Below are 15,506 nucleotides of genomic sequence, written 5' to 3'. Positions count from 1 at the left end.
GGGCTCATTCGACTTCGAAGATGGCTTCGATTTCCACTGCGGCATTAAGCGGCAGGGACGCGGCACCGACGGCGGCGCGGGCATGCTTGCCGGCATCGCCGAGCGCTGCAACCAGAAGATCCGAGGCGCCGTTGGCAACCAGGTGCTGCTCGAAAAAATCCGGCGCCGAGGCGACGAAGACGGTGATCTTCACCACGCGGCGGATTTTCTCGAGATCCCCAAGTGCTGCCTTGGCCTGCGCCAATATGTTGATCGCGCAGTATTTTGCCGCTTCCTGGCCAGTTGCGATGTCGACATCACGGCCGAGCAGGCCGCTCGCCTGCAGCTTGCCCTGCTTGAGCGGCAGCTGTCCGGCGATGAACAGCAGATTGCCTGAGCTGCAATAGGGAACGTAATTGGCGGCGGGCGCGGCAGCGACCGGAAGCGTCACGCCGAGATCGCTTAGCCGCTTTTCGATTGTTTCACTCATGGTATTTCCCTATTGCTTGATGACGCTGCGCAGGCCGGGCCGAAATTGCAATTTTTGCCTCGCTTCCGCCACGACTTTTTTTAAGCTGGACCCTCTTTCCCTGCGGCCTGCCATCAGGCGCGATGATCGGAGCCCCTCATGCGCGCAACACGCCTCGCATTCCACGCTGTCCTGCTGCCAGCGGTGTTCTCGATGGCGCCGGCTTTTGCCGTGCCGGCGCTGCAGGCGCATCGCGCGGTTTACGATCTGACCCTGGACAAGGCCTCCGACCGCTCCGGCATTACCGGCATTTCCGGCCGCATGGTCTATGAGTTCAACGGCTCGCCTTGCGAAGGCTATACGGTGAAGTTCCGTTTCGTCACCCAGATCGTCACCAACGAGAATACAAGGCTGACCGACCAGCAGACGACCACTTTCGAGGACGCCGAAGGCAAGACCTTCTCGTTCGTGACAAAATCCTTCGTCGACCAGACTCTCGACAAGGAGGTCAAGGGCACCGCGACGAAGGAGACAGACGGCCTCAAGGTCGACATCGACAAGCCGGAGCAGAGCAGCGTCGAACTGCCGGCCACCCAGTTTCCGACACAGCATCTGGTCGAACTCATCGACAAGGCCGAAAAGGGCGAAAATTTCTACGAAACCAACCTGTTCGACGGTTCGGAAGATGCCAACAAGGTGATGACCACCACCGTCGTCGTCGGCAAGAAAGCCGATGCCGACAAGACCGATCCGGAAGTGCCGGCACTGGCAAAACTCGCCACCGACAAATACTGGCCAGTCGACATCGCCTATTTCGACAGCACCGACAAGTCAGGCGAGGAGGTGCCGGAATACCGGATCAGCTTCAAGCTGCATGAGAACGGCATCACGCGCGACCTGCTCATGGACTACAACGATTTCTCGATGACCGGCAAGCTGGTCAATCTTTCGCTGTTCGATCAGACGAAACCCTGTCCGCCGAATTAGAGCCTTGGGTTAGCCACGCCGCAGAGCGGCGGCCAATGACTTGAACACGCCGCAATTGCATTTCAACCTCTACGCCGAGGGATCGATCGGGGGGTGGGTTGAGCAAAATCGATGTGTTCGTGGCGCCGACGCCCAATCCGGCGCTGATCAGGATCATGACTGTCGTCAACCGGGTCGTCATGCTGCGTGGCATTCCCGGGTTTCGCGACCTGTTGCCGTTCAACCGCGTGGCTGGATTGCGCGGTGTCGCCAATGTCCGCCATATCGACTTTCCCGACGACGACCGGCAGCGGCTGAAGGCCTGTTGCGGCGCAGGCAAGGCGACATTCATCACGCCCAACCATCCGGAATTCTTCACCGACTGGATGATCGACAAGGAGATCGTCTCGCAGGTCAGTCCGCTCGCGGCATCCTGGGCCACGCATGGCGTCGTCAACGGCCTCGGCCGGATCATGCAGAAATTCTGGCTGGCCAACAATCTGGTCGCCCAGATACCCGGAAACAGCGGTGCTGCCAAGGAACACTCGATCGCCTGGGCGCTGAAAGGGCATGGCGTTCTCTTGCATCCCGAAGGCGGCGTCGGCTGGCATGCCAATGTCGTCGCTCCGCTTCTTCCGGGGGCGGTCGAGATGGGGTTCGAAGCGCTCAAGCGCGGTCGCGCCTCGGATCAGGATTTCAAAGTCTGGATCGCGCCGGTTGTCTGGAAGCTCGCCTTCACCAAAAATGTCGAGCCGGCGCTGGCGCAGGAATGCGCCTATGTCGAGAAGAGCCTGAAGATCGAACGCCGTGCCGCCGATACGCTGCCGGAGCGCGTCCACCATATCTATGCGACGCTGCTGTCGCGCGATGAGATTGCCTGCGGCATGGCGCCCGACGAACGGGCTTCGTACGCTACGCGTCAGAAGCAATTGCTGTTCGAGCTGAGCCGGCGCCTGTGGGAGGGTATTTCGGTCGATCCCGGCGCCAGCGAGATCGCCGAGCTTTTGCGCCGGTCGCGCCGCTGGCTGCGGGAAGGCACCGGCGACGCCGGGCGACAAAAACAGATCCGCACGCTAGCGGACACGATCCAGCGTCTCCAACGCGTCGGACCGTGTGCCTCAGCCAATCCGCGCATCACGCAGGAGGAGATCGCAGAGCATCTGAAGCGCATCCGCAACGACTATTGCAAGAGCACGCTACGCGACACGGTCAATTGCTTCGTGCCGCAACCGGCCGGGCCGCGCTGCGCGCATATCCGGGTGCCTGAGCCGTTGGGATTGCACGCCTATCCTGGCTCGATCGACGATGCGCTTGCCGAACTGCACCGCCGCATGCAGGCGGCGGTCACCACGACCGTGGCCGAACTCGAAGGCGCCGGCCGCTTCATTTTCTATCCGAATCCCTTCTATCATCGCTAGGATTGGCATCGCTAGCATCGGCATCGCTAACGTTGGATCTCGGCTGCGGGCGAGCTGCGGCTCCGCTGGTCGGCGCAAGATGAAGGAGTGCGGCAAGCCTCATGGCCGTCTATGTCGACGCGGCGATCTGGAAATGGGTCGGCCACCGCTGGTGTCACCTGCTGGCCGACGATACCGACGAGCTGCATCGTTTTGCAGCACAGCTCGGCGTCAAGCGCTCGTCCTATCAGGGGCCGCCGAAGACATCGGCGCCGCATTATGACATAACCGGCTTCGAGCGCGACCGCGCGGTGCGGCTAGGCGCCATCGAATGCAGCCGCGAGGAGATCGTTGCTGTTTTCCGGCGGGTCCGCGTGCCGAAGGGGAAGATACGACCATGACGTTGACGGCATTTCTGGCTTATTGCGCCGCGATCACATTTGCCGCCGCCACGCCTGGCCCAGCGATGTTCACGGTTATAGCCAACGGCGTCTCGCGCGGGTTCGTTCGCGCTTTCCTGGCTGGGCTCGGCATCGCTGCTGGCGACGCGGTGCTTGTGAGTTTGGCGCTGCTCGGTCTCGCGGCCCTGGCACAGACCTTCGAATGGGTTTTTCTCATCCTGAAATATGCGGGTGCTGCCTATCTGATGTTTCTTGGCATCAGGATGTGGCGATCGGCTTCCGCGCGATCAGATGGGCTGCTGGCAACGCAGGCAAGACTGTCTCGATCGTTTTACCTCGGCATCTCCATCGCATTGGGCAACCCCAAGGCGATTCTGTTCCACGCCTCCATCATGCCGTTGATCCTCGATCTCAACACGATGAGCTTCGCTGAGGGGCTGCTCGTGATTGCGGTCGTGATCGGCGTCAACATTATCACCATGGGCGTCTATGCGGTGCTTGCCGGTCAGGCTTCGAGCTGGTTCAGGACCCCAAGGCGGATGCGCTTGATGAACAGGTTTGCCGGCGGCGCCATGATCGGCACCGGTGCGCTGATCGCCGCACGTTGAGTCGCAGGACACCGCAGCGCTTGCGTTTGCCGCGCATCCCCTCTATATGCGCGCTCATTCCACACACGGACTTTGGTGTCTGCCCGGGAGAAATCCGGCTGAAACCTCCGGTGGCGTTCGAGGACAAAGTCCAGAAATGCCTGTGTCCGTGGAGGCTAACCGGAAAAGGACATAAGAATGGCTCTGCCTGATTTCAGCATGCGCCAGCTTTTGGAAGCTGGCATTCACTTCGGCCACCAGACCCACCGCTGGAACCCGAAGATGGCGCCCTATATCTATGGCGCCCGCAACAACATCCACATCATCGACCTCTCGCAGACGGTGCCGCTGCTGCACCAGGCGCTGAAGCAGGTTTCCGACACCGTCGCCAAGGGTGGCCGCGTGCTGTTCGTCGGCACCAAGCGCCAGGCGTCCGACATCGTTGCCGACGCCGCGCAGCGCTCGGCCCAGTACTATGTCAACTCCCGCTGGCTCGGCGGCATGATGACCAACTGGAAGACGATCTCGAACTCCATCCAGCGCCTGCGCAAGCTTGACGAGATGCTGGCTGGCGAGGCCCAGGGGCTGACCAAGAAGGAGCGCCTTAACCTCGACCGCGAGCGCGAGAAGCTCGACAAGGCGCTGGGCGGCATCAAGGACATGGGCTCGACGCCCGACCTGATGTTCGTGATCGACACCAACAAGGAAGCGATCGCCATCCTCGAGGCCAAGCGTCTCGGCATCCCGGTCGTCGCCATCATCGATTCCAACTGCGACCCGGACAAGATCGATTTCCCGATTCCTGGCAATGACGACGCGGCCCGCGCCATCCAGCTCTATTGCGATCTGATCGCCAAGGCTGCAATCGACGGCATTGCTCGCCAGCAGGGCGCGCTTGGCGTCGACGTCGGCGCTTTGGCCGAGGCTCCGATCGAGCCGGCACTCGAGCCGACGCCGAAGGCCGAGACACCGGCCGCTCAGACTCCGGCCGCCCAGACACCGGAAGCGTAACAGCGAAGGCCGGTTTCGGCCTTCATCTTTCTCATATTTTTGGCGCGCTAAGCGCTGGCGCCAGGCGCATCATCGAGGATCGGTGCGTCGGTGCATTTTAAACAAAGAGGCGACAATGAGCATTTCGGCTGCACAGGTCAAAGAACTCCGCGACTTGACCGGCGCGGGCATGATGGACTGCAAGATGGCGTTGAACGAGACCAACGGCAACATGGAAGAGGCCGTCGACTGGCTGCGCAAGAAGGGCATCTCCAAGGCCGACAAGAAGGCCGGCCGTACCGCGGCCGAAGGCCTTATCGGCGTGGATTCCGGTATCCGCGAGGCGGCGGTCGTTGAGGTCAATTCCGAGACCGACTTCGTTGCCCGCAACGCTGCCTTCCAGGAGATCGTCGCCAACGTCGCCAAGGTGGCGCTCGCCTATGGCGGCAAGACCGAGGCCGTCGCAGCTGCCCCGTATCCGGGTTCCGACAAGTCGGTTGCCGACACCATCAAGGACGCTGTCGGCACCATTGGCGAGAATCTTGGCTTCCGCCGTTCGGCCAAGCTCACCGTCGAGCAGGGTGCCGTCGCAACCTACGTCCACAACGCGGTTGCCGACGGCCTTGGCAAGCTCGGCGTGCTGGTCGCCATCGAGACATCTGGCAACGCGCAGGCTGCCAACGCCTTTGCGCGTCAGGTCGCCATGCATGTCGCCGCCACCAACCCGATGGCGCTGACCACGGAAGAACTCGACCCGGCGGCGGTCGAGCGCGAAAAGGCGATCTTCGCCGACCAGGCGCGCCAGTCGGGCAAGCCGGAAGCGATTATCGAGAAGATGGTCGAGGGCCGCCTGCGCAAGTTCTACGAAGAGGTCGTGCTGCTCAAGCAGGCTTTCGTGCTCAATCCTGACATCACCGTCGAGAAGGCGCTGCAGGATGCCGAGAAGGAAATCGGCGCACCGGCCAAAATCACTGCCTATCTGCGCTTCGCGCTCGGCGAGGGCATCGAGAAGGACGAGACCGACTTTGCGGCGGAAGTCGCGGCAGCGGTCAAGAAGTAAAACGCTCTTTCTGAAAAGACTTTTACGGCCGGGTGTTCGCGAGGATGCCCGGCCGATTTCTTGCGCGGTATCGATGAAGGCCAGGCGTCGGCGCCCGGATCCGCTAATGCAAGGATCTGCTCGTGCAAGTTGCATTTGCTGGTGTAAGCCAATGGCCGGAAGAGCGTTTACCGGTTCCGGCGCCGCGTGACATCGCAGCGCCCTTCGTGTATCGGAACGCCAATGTTTCGGGGCAGCGCCTGCGCGGGGAAGCCCCGGGCGCGTCACACGCATAATGATGAGGACCAGATGACGGTGAAGCCCCTCTACCGACGTGTCTTGCTGAAAGCGTCGGGCGAAGCGCTGATGGGTGAGCAGCATTTCGGCATCGACGTGTCGGTGGTCGATCGCATCGCCGCCGACATCGCCGAGGCCCGTACCCTGGGCATCGAGGTCGGGGTCGTCATTGGCGGCGGCAACATCTTTCGCGGCGTCGCCGTTGCCTCCAAGGGCGGAGATCGCGTCACCGGCGACCATATGGGCATGCTCGCCACCGTCATCAACTCGCTGGCGCTGCGCACCTCGTTGAACAAGATCGGCGTCGACGCGGTGGTGCTGTCTGCAATCGCCATGCCTGAGCTTTGCGAGAGCTTTTCGCAGCGCCAGGCGACCGCCTACATGAACCAGGGCAAGGTCGTCATCTTTGCCGGCGGCACTGGCAATCCGTTCTTCACCACCGATTCGGCCGCGGCGTTGCGCGCGGCGGAAATCGGCGCCGACGCGCTGTTCAAGGGCACCCAGGTCGACGGCGTCTATTCCGCCGATCCCAAGAAGGACCCGCATGCGACCCGCTTCGAGCGCATCAGCCATGGCGAAGTCATAAAACGCGGTCTCTCGATCATGGATACGGCCGCGATTGCACTTGCGCGCGAAAACAACATCCCGATAATCGTCTATTCGATCCACGAGAAGGGTGGTTTCGGTGATATTCTGAGGGGCGGCGGCCGTTGCACGGTCGTCACGGACGACTGATCGGGGGCCCGATCCCGAACCGAAGGTTTTCCGTAGGCGAAAAACGGGAACCGGTTTTTGAATCGAGGCTTGAATACGGGATACCCTGAAGTGAACCCGGCTAACGGGTCGAGGAGACGATGATGAGTGGCGAATTCGATGATCTCAAACGGCGCATGGACGGGGCGATCGCTGCGTTCAAGCACGATCTGGCTTCGCTGCGGACCGGCCGCGCTTCGAGCAACCTGCTCGACGCGATCCAGGTGCAGGCCTACGGCACCACGATGCCGATCAACCAGGTGGCAAACGTGTCGGTGCCGGAGCCGCGCATGATTTCGGTTTCGGTCTGGGACAAGTCGATGGTCGGCGCGGTCGATCGCGCCATCCGCGAATCCAATCTCGGTTTCAATCCGATCGTCGACGGCACCAATCTCAGAATTCCGCTGCCCGAGCTCAACGAACAGCGCCGCAAGGAGCTGGTCAAGATCTCGCACGGTTATGCCGAGAATGCGCGCATCGCCGTGCGCCACGTGCGCCGCGACGGCATGGAGTTTCTCAAAAAGGCGGAAAAGGACGGCGATATCAGCGAGGACGATCATCGCAAGCGGTCCGACCAGGTCCAAAAGCTCACCGACGAGATGATCGGTACCATCGACCATCTGCTTTCCGATAAGGAAGCTGAAATCATGCAGGTTTAGGGTCTGGCCACTGCTGGCTCGAAAGCGAGAACATGACAAGCCCCGCGCATGTCGCGATCATCATGGACGGAAACGGACGCTGGGCCAAGGCGCGTGGCTTGCCACGGCTTGCTGGGCATCGTGCCGGCGTCGAGGCGCTGCGCAACACGGTGCGCGCCGCTCCTGGCCTTGGCATCTCGTTCCTGACCGTCTACGCCTTCTCGTCGGAAAACTGGTCGCGGCCGAAGTCCGAAGTCAGCGACCTGATGGGCCTGTTGAAAATCTTCATCCGCCGCGACCTCGCCGAACTGCACCAAAATGGCGTGCGGGTCAGGATCATCGGCGACAGGGCAGGGCTGAAGCCTGACATCAGGAGCCTGCTTGAAGAGGCCGAAACGCTGACCGTCCGCAACGACGCGCTGACCCTGGTCATCGCTTTCAACTATGGCGGGCGCGACGAGATCGTGCGCACCGCGCGCAAACTTGCCGCGGCGGTGGCGCGCGGCGAGCTCGACAGCGAGGCGATCACGGCCGAATCCTTTGCCGGCTCTCTCGACACCCAGGGGATTCCGGATCCGGAACTGGTCATCCGTACCAGCGGTGAGCTCAGGCTGTCGAATTTCCTTCTGTGGCAAGCGGCTTACAGCGAACTTGTCTTCCTGCCTTGCTACTGGCCCGATTTCAGCCGCGAGCATTTGGCTGACGCATTGCGCGACTTTGCCGGTCGCGAGCGCCGTTTCGGCGGGCTTGGCGCTGAAGACGTCGCCGTGACAGCCAAGGGATGAGCAACCTCCAGCTTCGCGTTATTTCTGCCGTCGTGCTTGCGGTCGTCACGCTTGGCCTGACCTGGCTCGGCGGACTGCCCTTCCGGCTGCTTTGCGCCGCCATGACGATCCTGATCTTCTACGAATGGACGCGAATGTGCCGCCCGGTCGCCGCCACGGGTCTTGGTCTTCTGCCGGAAGCGCTGCTTCTGGTTTTCGTCGGCGCCTTGGTCGCTGGCCTGCCGGCGTCCTGGCTGCTGCTTCTTGTGGCGGTGATGGTCGTTGTCACCGTGGTCGTGGCTTCGATGCGCCAGCCGTCGATGCACCAGGCGGTACAGTGGGACGCGTCCGGCCTCACCTATGCCGCGATTTCCGGACTGTCACTTGCCCTGTTGCGTGACGGCGACCATCCCGGCCTCGTCGCCATTCTCTTCCTGTTCGCGGTGGTTTGGGCGACCGACATAGCAGCTTATTTCGTCGGCCGCGCTGTCGGCGGGCCCAAGCTGGCGCCGTCGATCTCACCAGGCAAGACGCAGAGCGGGGCACTCGGCGGCGCCGTCGGCGGCGTGGTTGCCGGGCTGCTTCTGGCCGCTGTGGCCGGAGCAGGCAATCTCGCAGTGCTCGGCGTCGTCGCGCTGGTGCTTTCGCTCGTCTCCCAGGCTGGCGACCTTTTCGAATCATGGGTGAAGCGGCGCCACAACCGCAAGGATTCGGGCACGCTGATACCGGGCCATGGCGGCGTCATGGACCGGGTCGACGGGCTTGTCGCGGCGGCTTTCGCCCTGTACGTCATCGGCTGGATTTCGGCGACCGCCGACCATCCGGCACAGGGACTGTTTCCAGCTTGATCGGCATTGATTGCGGGCCTGGTTTCTTGACCTGCGCAGGATGCGCCATGGATTCGCCTGGATTGGTGCCACAGTCGCGGTACCACCGTGCTGCGGACGAATTTTGAGGACATGAGTTGAACGAGATTCTTCACGCGGTTTTCAGCACGGAGGGCTTTGTCCTCGGTACGCTGGTGCCTTTCCTGTTCGTGCTGACCGTCGTCGTGTTCGTTCACGAGATGGGCCATTATCTCGTCGGCCGCTGGTGCGGGATCGGCGTGAAGGTCTTTTCGATCGGCTTCGGCCCGGAGATCTTCGGCTTTAATGACAGCCATGGCACGCGCTGGAAACTCTGCGCCATACCACTCGGCGGCTACGTCAAATTCGTCGGCGACATGAACGCCACCTCGAGCCAGCCCAGCTCGGAGGAGATCGAAACGCTGACGGCTGCCGAACGCAAGGTCGCTTTTCACACGCAGCCGGTCTGGAAGCGCGCGGCAACTGTGGTGGCCGGCCCGCTGTTCAATTTTCTGCTGACGATCGCCGTCTTTGCGGTGCTGTTTTCCGCCTATGGCCGGCCCGTGCTGGAGCCTATGGTGGCTGACGTCACCACGGGCAGCCCAGCGGCCAGGGCCGGCATCCTGCCCGGCGACCGATTTGTCAGCGTCGACGGCAGCAAGGTCCAGACCTTCGCCGACGTCCAGCGCCGGGTCTCGGGCCGCGGTGGCGACCCCATCACCTTCGTCATGCTGCGCGACGGCAAGGAGATCACCGTTACGGCGACGCCGGAATTGATGGAGCAGCAAGACGGGCTGGGCAACAAGGTCAAGGTGGCGGTGATCGGTGTCGTCAACAACCAGGAATTCGGCCAGCCCAGGCTGATCACCTACAACCCGGTCGGAGCGGTAGGGGCGGCGGTCGAGGAGACGGGATACATCATTCAGCGCACCGGTCAGTTCCTGCAGCGTTTCGTTGTCGGTCGCGAAGACAAATGCCAGCTGGGCGGCCCAATCAAGATCGCAAAGATGTCGGGGCAGGCGGCAAAACTTGGCTTCGACTGGCTTGTCCAACTTGTAGCGCTGCTGTCGGTCGGGATCGGTATTCTGAACCTTTTGCCGATTCCGCCGCTCGACGGCGGCCATCTCCTGTTCTACGGCGTGGAGGCCGTCATTCGGCGACCGGTGTCGGAACGGATGATGGAGTTGGGCTACAGGGCTGGCCTGCTTCTCGTCTTGGCCTTCATGGGGTTTGTTTTCTGGAACGATCTGTTTGGATGCTGAAATCATGAAGAAATTTGGCTTCAGCACAGCCAATGTTGAGACGCCGTTTACCATGCGTGGGGATATGCGTGACGCGAAAGCCACGCAATTCGGTTAAGTAAATACAAATTAACCAGGAGCCTTGCGTGTAGGGAAAATCCGGTTAATACGGTAGGGGAAATTACCGCACGTCCGGTTTTCTCGCCGTGGGGACTTCGAGAAAAGGTACAAAAGCCCGATGAAGGCAGCATCCAAGTTTCTGAGCGCCGCGTCCGCGGTGGCCCTGTCCGCCGCCTTGGTCGTACCAGGTGCGGTCGCAGTGCAGTTCGTTGCCACATCGGCGGCCGAGGCCGCTGTTGTTTCAAGAGTTGAAGTCAGCGGCAATCAGCGTGTCGAGGCCGACACGATCCGCAACTACGTCACGATCAAGCCCGGCAAGGCCTTTTCCAGCGCCGATATCGACGAGGCGGTCAAGGCGCTGTTCGGCACCGGGCTGTTCTCTGACGTCCAGATCAACCAGGTCGGTTCGACACTGGTCATCAAGGTTTCCGAATATCAGGTCGTGAACCAGGTGCTGTTCCAGGGCAACAAGAAGCTCAAGGACAACGCGCTTGCGGCCGCGGTCCAGTTGAAGCCGCGTGGAACGTTCTCGCAGCAGGCGCTCGATGCCGATGTCGAAGCGGTCAAGGCCGCCTACAGGCGTATCGGCCGCGATGACGCCGCCGTGACCACCCAGATCATGGATCTCGGCGACAACCGCGTGAACGTGATCTTCAACATCAATGAAGGCGGCCGAACGCAGATCGCCGCGATCAATTTCGTCGGCAACAGCGCCTATTCGAGCCGCCGCCTGTCCGACGTCATCTCGACCAAGCGCTCGACCATCCTGTCGTACGTGCTGCGCGATGACGTCTACGACGAAGACAAGCTGCGCGCCGACCAGGAGTTGCTGCGCCGTTTCTATTACAATCACGGCTATGCCGACTTCCAGGTGATTTCCGCGGTCGGCGAACTCGACGAAACCACCAATAAATACACGGTGACCATCACCGTGCAGGAGGGCGACCGCTACACCTTCGGCGACGTCAGCGTCGAGAGCACGATTCCCGAGGTCGACCCCGCATCGCTGCAGTCGGTGGTCGAAACCCACAAGGGCGATGTATACAACGCCGAGAACGTCGAAGACACCATCATCGCATTGACCGAGAGGGTCGCCGGTTCCGGCTATCCCTTCGCCCAGGTGACGCCGCGCGGCGACCGCAATTTCGAGAACCACACCATTTCAGTGGTCTATACGATCGACCAGGGCACCAAGGCCTATGTCGAGCGCATCGAGATTCGCGGCAACGACCGGACACGCGACTATGTCATTCGCCGCGAATTCGACGTGAGTGAGGGCGATGCCTTCAACCAGGTTCTCATTCAGCGCGCGAAGAAACGGCTGGAAGCGCTCGATTTTTTTGAGAAGGTCGAGGTTTCGACCGTGCCCGGCTCTGAGCCGGACCAGGTGGTGCTGGTGGTCGACGTGGTTGAGAAATCGACCGGCGAGTTCTCGGTCGGCGCCGGCTATTCGACAGGCGGCGACACCGACGGCCCATCCATCGAAGGATCGATCACCGAGCGCAACTTCCTCGGACGCGGCCAGTTCATCAGGCTATCGGCGGGCGGCGGCAAGAATTCACGTGACTACAGCTTCTCCTTCACCGAGCCCTATTTCCTCGGGCGGCGTATCGCTGCCGGTTTCGATGTCTTCAACCGGACCAGGGAATACGACGACTACCAGAGCGAGACGACGGGCGGGACAGTGCGCTTCGGCCTGCCAATCACCGACGACATCTCGACGCAGCTGGCGTATAATATCTCGCAGGAGAAGTATGAGCTCGACGATGGCTGCGATCCCAACGCCGGGTGCGACGTCTCTACGGCTATCCTAAACGGCATTGAGGAAAGCCCGTGGCTCAAGTCGTCGGTCAGTCTCAGCCTGGTCTACAATACCATCGACGACATGAAGAGCCCGCATGAAGGCATCTTCGGCAATGTCACCACGGAATTCGCCGGCCTCGGCGGCGACGCCAAATTCGTCAAGGTGACAGCGCGTGGCACCGTTTACCAGACATTGTCTGAGCAGCTTGATCTGGTTGGTTTGATTTCGGGTGGAGCGGGCCATATCCAGGGCTACGGCAGCGACGACGACCTGCGTATCTTCGACCATTTCCAGAGCAGCGACCGTATGATCCGCGGCTTCGCCTATGGCGGCATCGGTCCTGTCGACGACCAGGGCTTTGACGACCATCTCGGTGGCACCACCTATTTCAACGCCTCGGCGGAAGCTCAGTTTCCGATGCCGGTGATTCCGGAGAGCTTCGGCCTGCGCGGCGCGGTCTTTGCCGATGCGGCGACACTTTATGGCAACGATGTGGCGGGTGTCGATCCATCGACAACCGGGATGGAGTGGCGCGCCTCGGTCGGTCTCGGCATGATGTGGGCGTCGCCCTTTGGCCCAATCCGCATCGACTATGCGATCCCGGTCCTCAAGGAGGACACCGACGAGGTGCAGGAATTCAACTTCGGCATATCGTCCCGCTTCTGATCGGCGGGCGCCGGTACTTCCGGGCCATATGGGTCCGGAAGAGAGTAATTCGACACTACGGCGCCGCGCGTCCTCCTGGACGCGCAAAGGACGCTGCAGGACTTTGATTTTGCGCCTGATCCTTTCCGAAAATCGATTCCGATTTTCGGGGTCATGCGCTAGCTGGATATAGCTTCTGGAATGACCGATCCGGTGTTCTTCGCGCCATCACGCCGGTATACGGCTGGCGAAGTCGCGAATCTGACCGGCTCGGTGCTTGTCGATTCCGGCCTCTCCGATAGATCGATCGAAGCCCTGGCGCCGGCAAGCGAAGGCGGCGAGCACGCTCTTGTCTTCGTCGATGGCAGACGCAACTTCGCGCTGATGCAATCGCTGCGAGCAGCGGCGGTTCTCTGCCCCGCGGAATTTGCCGGCAAAGCGCCGGCGGGTATCGCGGTTCTGGTCCATCCGCGCCCGCAACAGGCCTTCGCGATGGTCGGACGCCTGCTTTTCCCGGCGGCTGCGACACCGGCGCCGATGACCGGTGAAACCGGTATCTCGCCGCATGCCCATATCGATCCATCGGCGCGTGTCGAGGCCGGCGCGATCGTCGAGGCCGGCGCGATCATCGGCCCTCGCGCTTCTATCGGCAGCGGAACCGTCATTGCTCCTCATGCCGTTATCGGTCCCTCCTGCCAGTTCGGCCGCGACGGCTATGTCGGCCCAGGCGCCAGCATCCAGTACGCGCTGATCGGCAACCGCGTCATCATTCATGGCGGCGCCCGCATCGGCCAGGACGGTTTTGGCTTCGTGGCCGGCGCCAAGGGCCCGGAGCGCGTGCCGCAAATCGGCCGGGTCGTTATCCAGGACGACGTCGAGATCGGCTCCAACACCACGGTCGATCGTGGCGCCATGTCCGACACGATTATCGGTCAAGGCACCAAGATCGACAATCTGGTCCAGATTGCTCATAACGTCCGCATCGGCCGCAATTGCATAATTGCCGGCCTTTCGGGTATTTCCGGTTCCGTAACGGTGGGCGACAACGTCACCATGGGTGGCGGTGTCGGTCTTGCGGATCACCTGACGGTAGGAACAGGGGCCAAGCTAGCTGCAAGAAGCGGGTTCATGAGCAACGTCCCCGCGGGCGAGATTTGGGGAGGGTACCCGGCGCAGCCGATGGCGGAAGCCATGCGGGAGATCGCGGCTCTGCGAAGACTGGCCAGGGCCCGCAAATCGGGCGACGGAGGGAAGAGCTGAGATGGTTGCGGCGACAACGCTCGAGGCGGTCGACATATTGGGGCTGATGAAGCTCCTGCCGCATCGCTATCCGTTCCTGATGATCGACCGCATCATCGATATCGATGGCGACGAGTCCGCCACCGGCATCAAGAACGTGACCATAAACGAGCCGCATTTCCAAGGTCATTTCCCGGATCAGCCGGTCATGCCCGGCGTGCTGATCGTCGAGGCGATGGCGCAGACGGCCGGCGCCATCTGCATCCGCAGCCTCGGTACCGAAAAACCGTCGCTGGTCTATTTCCTGACCATCGACAACGCCAAATTCCGTAAACCGGTCGTTCCCGGCGACCAGTTGAAGATCCATGTGAAGAAAATCAAGAAACGCGGCAACCTGCTCAAATTCGCCTGCGAGGCTCTCGTCGACGGCGTCAAGGCCGCGGAAGCCGAGATCTCGGCGATGATGGTTACGAGCGACTGACGATCGAATGCTTATGAAAATCCAGACAGTCATCCATCCATCTTCGGTCATCGAGGCCGGCGCCAAAATCGGCGAAGGTGTCCGCATCGGGCCATTCTGCCACATCAGCGCCGACGCGGTGATCGGCGACCGCGTCGAACTGTCCAGCCACATCTCGGTGATCGGCGCGACCACCATCGGTGCGTCGACCAAGGTCTATCCGATGGCGACACTGGGCGCCCCGCCACAGAACACCAAGCACAAGGGCGGCCGCACCACGCTGGTCATCGGCGAGAACTGCACGATCCGCGAAGGCGTGACCATGCACCTCGGCACCGATTCCAGCCGCGGCGAGACGACGATCGGCGACAACGGCAACTTCCTTGCCTACGCCCACATCGCGCATGATTGCATCGTCGGCAAGAACGCCACCTTCGCCAATCAGGCGACGCTGGGCGGCCATTGTGAGATCGGCGACAACGTCTATATCGGTGGTCTCAGCGCCGTTCATCAGTTTGTCCGCGTCGGCGACAACGCCTTTCTCGGCGGTTGCTCGGCATTCGTCGGCGATGTCATTCCCTACGCCATCGCCGTCGGCAATCGCGCCAGCCTTCGCGGCCTCAACATCATCGGCCTGAAGCGCGCCGGCCTGCCGCGCTCCGAGATCCACACGCTGCGCAGGGCCTACAGGACGATCTTCGATCGCTCCCGAACCGTCGGCGAAAACATCGAGTTCGCCAAGGCGGAATTCGCCTCGTCACCGACCGCCATGAAGATCATCGATTTCATCGCCAGTCGCGGTAAGCGGCACTATGCCGTCCCGTCGCTCAAGGCTGGCGGCCGCGACGATGCAGATGACGAAGATTGAGGGC

Annotated in this window: 16 protein-coding genes; 15 read left to right on the top strand and 1 reads right to left on the bottom strand. The window is 61.7% G+C overall.

What is annotated here, in order from left to right; translation table 11 throughout:
- Positions 1-4 precede the first annotated feature (4 nt).
- Complete coding sequence (locus AC0L16_RS06570; protein WP_473619697.1) at positions 5-469, bottom strand: RidA family protein; 465 nt, start codon at positions 467-469, stop codon at positions 5-7.
- A gap of 138 nt (positions 470-607) precedes the next feature.
- Between AC0L16_RS06570 and AC0L16_RS06565 the strand changes: the two genes are divergently transcribed.
- From AC0L16_RS06565 to lpxA, 15 genes are all read left to right on the top strand, one after another.
- A complete protein-coding gene (locus AC0L16_RS06565; protein ID WP_473619696.1) occupies positions 608-1,435 on the top strand; it encodes a cell envelope integrity EipB family protein in 828 nt (275 codons plus the stop codon).
- A 98-nt stretch (positions 1,436-1,533) separates the two neighbouring features.
- The gene (locus AC0L16_RS06560) at positions 1,534-2,832 is read left to right on the top strand and encodes a hypothetical protein (RefSeq protein ID WP_473619695.1); all 1,299 of its coding nucleotides are present in this window, start codon (positions 1,534-1,536) and stop codon (positions 2,830-2,832) included.
- A 101-nt stretch (positions 2,833-2,933) separates the two neighbouring features.
- Complete coding sequence (locus tag AC0L16_RS06555) at positions 2,934-3,212, top strand: DUF4031 domain-containing protein (RefSeq protein ID WP_029352779.1); 279 nt, start codon at positions 2,934-2,936, stop codon at positions 3,210-3,212.
- Entirely contained in the window at positions 3,209-3,820 is a 612-nt protein-coding gene (locus AC0L16_RS06550) for a LysE family translocator (protein ID WP_473619694.1), read from the top strand. Before AC0L16_RS06555 ends, AC0L16_RS06550 begins: the two co-directional genes overlap by 4 nt.
- 177 nt (positions 3,821-3,997) lie before the next feature.
- On the top strand, positions 3,998-4,810 hold the full coding sequence (rpsB, locus tag AC0L16_RS06545; RefSeq protein WP_473619693.1) for a 30S ribosomal protein S2: 813 nt from the start codon (positions 3,998-4,000) through the stop codon (positions 4,808-4,810).
- A 115-nt stretch (positions 4,811-4,925) separates the two neighbouring features.
- Positions 4,926-5,849: a translation elongation factor Ts gene (gene tsf, locus AC0L16_RS06540; protein ID WP_292398111.1), complete on the top strand. Its 924-nt coding sequence runs from the start codon at positions 4,926-4,928 to the stop codon at positions 5,847-5,849.
- Between the two features lie 288 nt (positions 5,850-6,137).
- A complete protein-coding gene (gene pyrH, locus AC0L16_RS06535) occupies positions 6,138-6,860 on the top strand; it encodes a UMP kinase (RefSeq protein ID WP_023801221.1) in 723 nt (240 codons plus the stop codon).
- 122 nt (positions 6,861-6,982) lie between these two features.
- A complete protein-coding gene (frr, locus tag AC0L16_RS06530) occupies positions 6,983-7,537 on the top strand; it encodes a ribosome recycling factor (RefSeq protein WP_473619692.1) in 555 nt (184 codons plus the stop codon).
- A gap of 32 nt (positions 7,538-7,569) precedes the next feature.
- Positions 7,570-8,301 (top strand): isoprenyl transferase, encoded by a 732-nt coding sequence (locus AC0L16_RS06525; protein ID WP_473619691.1) that lies wholly within the window; start codon positions 7,570-7,572, stop codon positions 8,299-8,301.
- Positions 8,298-9,128, top strand: coding sequence for a phosphatidate cytidylyltransferase (locus AC0L16_RS06520; protein WP_473619690.1), 831 nt, complete (start codon positions 8,298-8,300; stop codon positions 9,126-9,128). Before AC0L16_RS06525 ends, AC0L16_RS06520 begins: the two co-directional genes overlap by 4 nt.
- Positions 9,129-9,244: 116 nt before the next feature.
- Entirely contained in the window at positions 9,245-10,387 is a 1,143-nt protein-coding gene (rseP, locus tag AC0L16_RS06515; protein ID WP_473619689.1) for an RIP metalloprotease RseP, read from the top strand.
- A 217-nt stretch (positions 10,388-10,604) separates the two neighbouring features.
- Positions 10,605-12,956 carry an outer membrane protein assembly factor BamA gene (gene bamA / locus AC0L16_RS06510; RefSeq protein ID WP_473619688.1) on the top strand — a complete coding sequence of 784 codons (2,352 nt, stop codon included), beginning with the start codon at positions 10,605-10,607 and terminating at the stop codon, positions 12,954-12,956.
- Positions 12,957-13,136: 180 nt separating this feature from the next.
- Complete coding sequence (gene lpxD / locus AC0L16_RS06505) at positions 13,137-14,195, top strand: UDP-3-O-(3-hydroxymyristoyl)glucosamine N-acyltransferase (protein WP_254020112.1); 1,059 nt, start codon at positions 13,137-13,139, stop codon at positions 14,193-14,195.
- Position 14,196: 1 nt separating this feature from the next.
- Positions 14,197-14,655, top strand: coding sequence for a 3-hydroxyacyl-ACP dehydratase FabZ (gene fabZ, locus AC0L16_RS06500; RefSeq protein ID WP_292484378.1), 459 nt, complete (start codon positions 14,197-14,199; stop codon positions 14,653-14,655).
- A 13-nt stretch (positions 14,656-14,668) separates the two neighbouring features.
- Positions 14,669-15,502 carry an acyl-ACP--UDP-N-acetylglucosamine O-acyltransferase gene (gene lpxA / locus AC0L16_RS06495; protein WP_473619686.1) on the top strand — a complete coding sequence of 278 codons (834 nt, stop codon included), beginning with the start codon at positions 14,669-14,671 and terminating at the stop codon, positions 15,500-15,502.
- Positions 15,503-15,506: the final 4 nt, after the last annotated feature.

Source organism: Mesorhizobium sp. WSM4848 (genome assembly GCF_055811375.1).
Note: the sequence above shows the minus strand (reverse complement) of the source record. Positions and strands in the feature narration are given on the sequence as shown.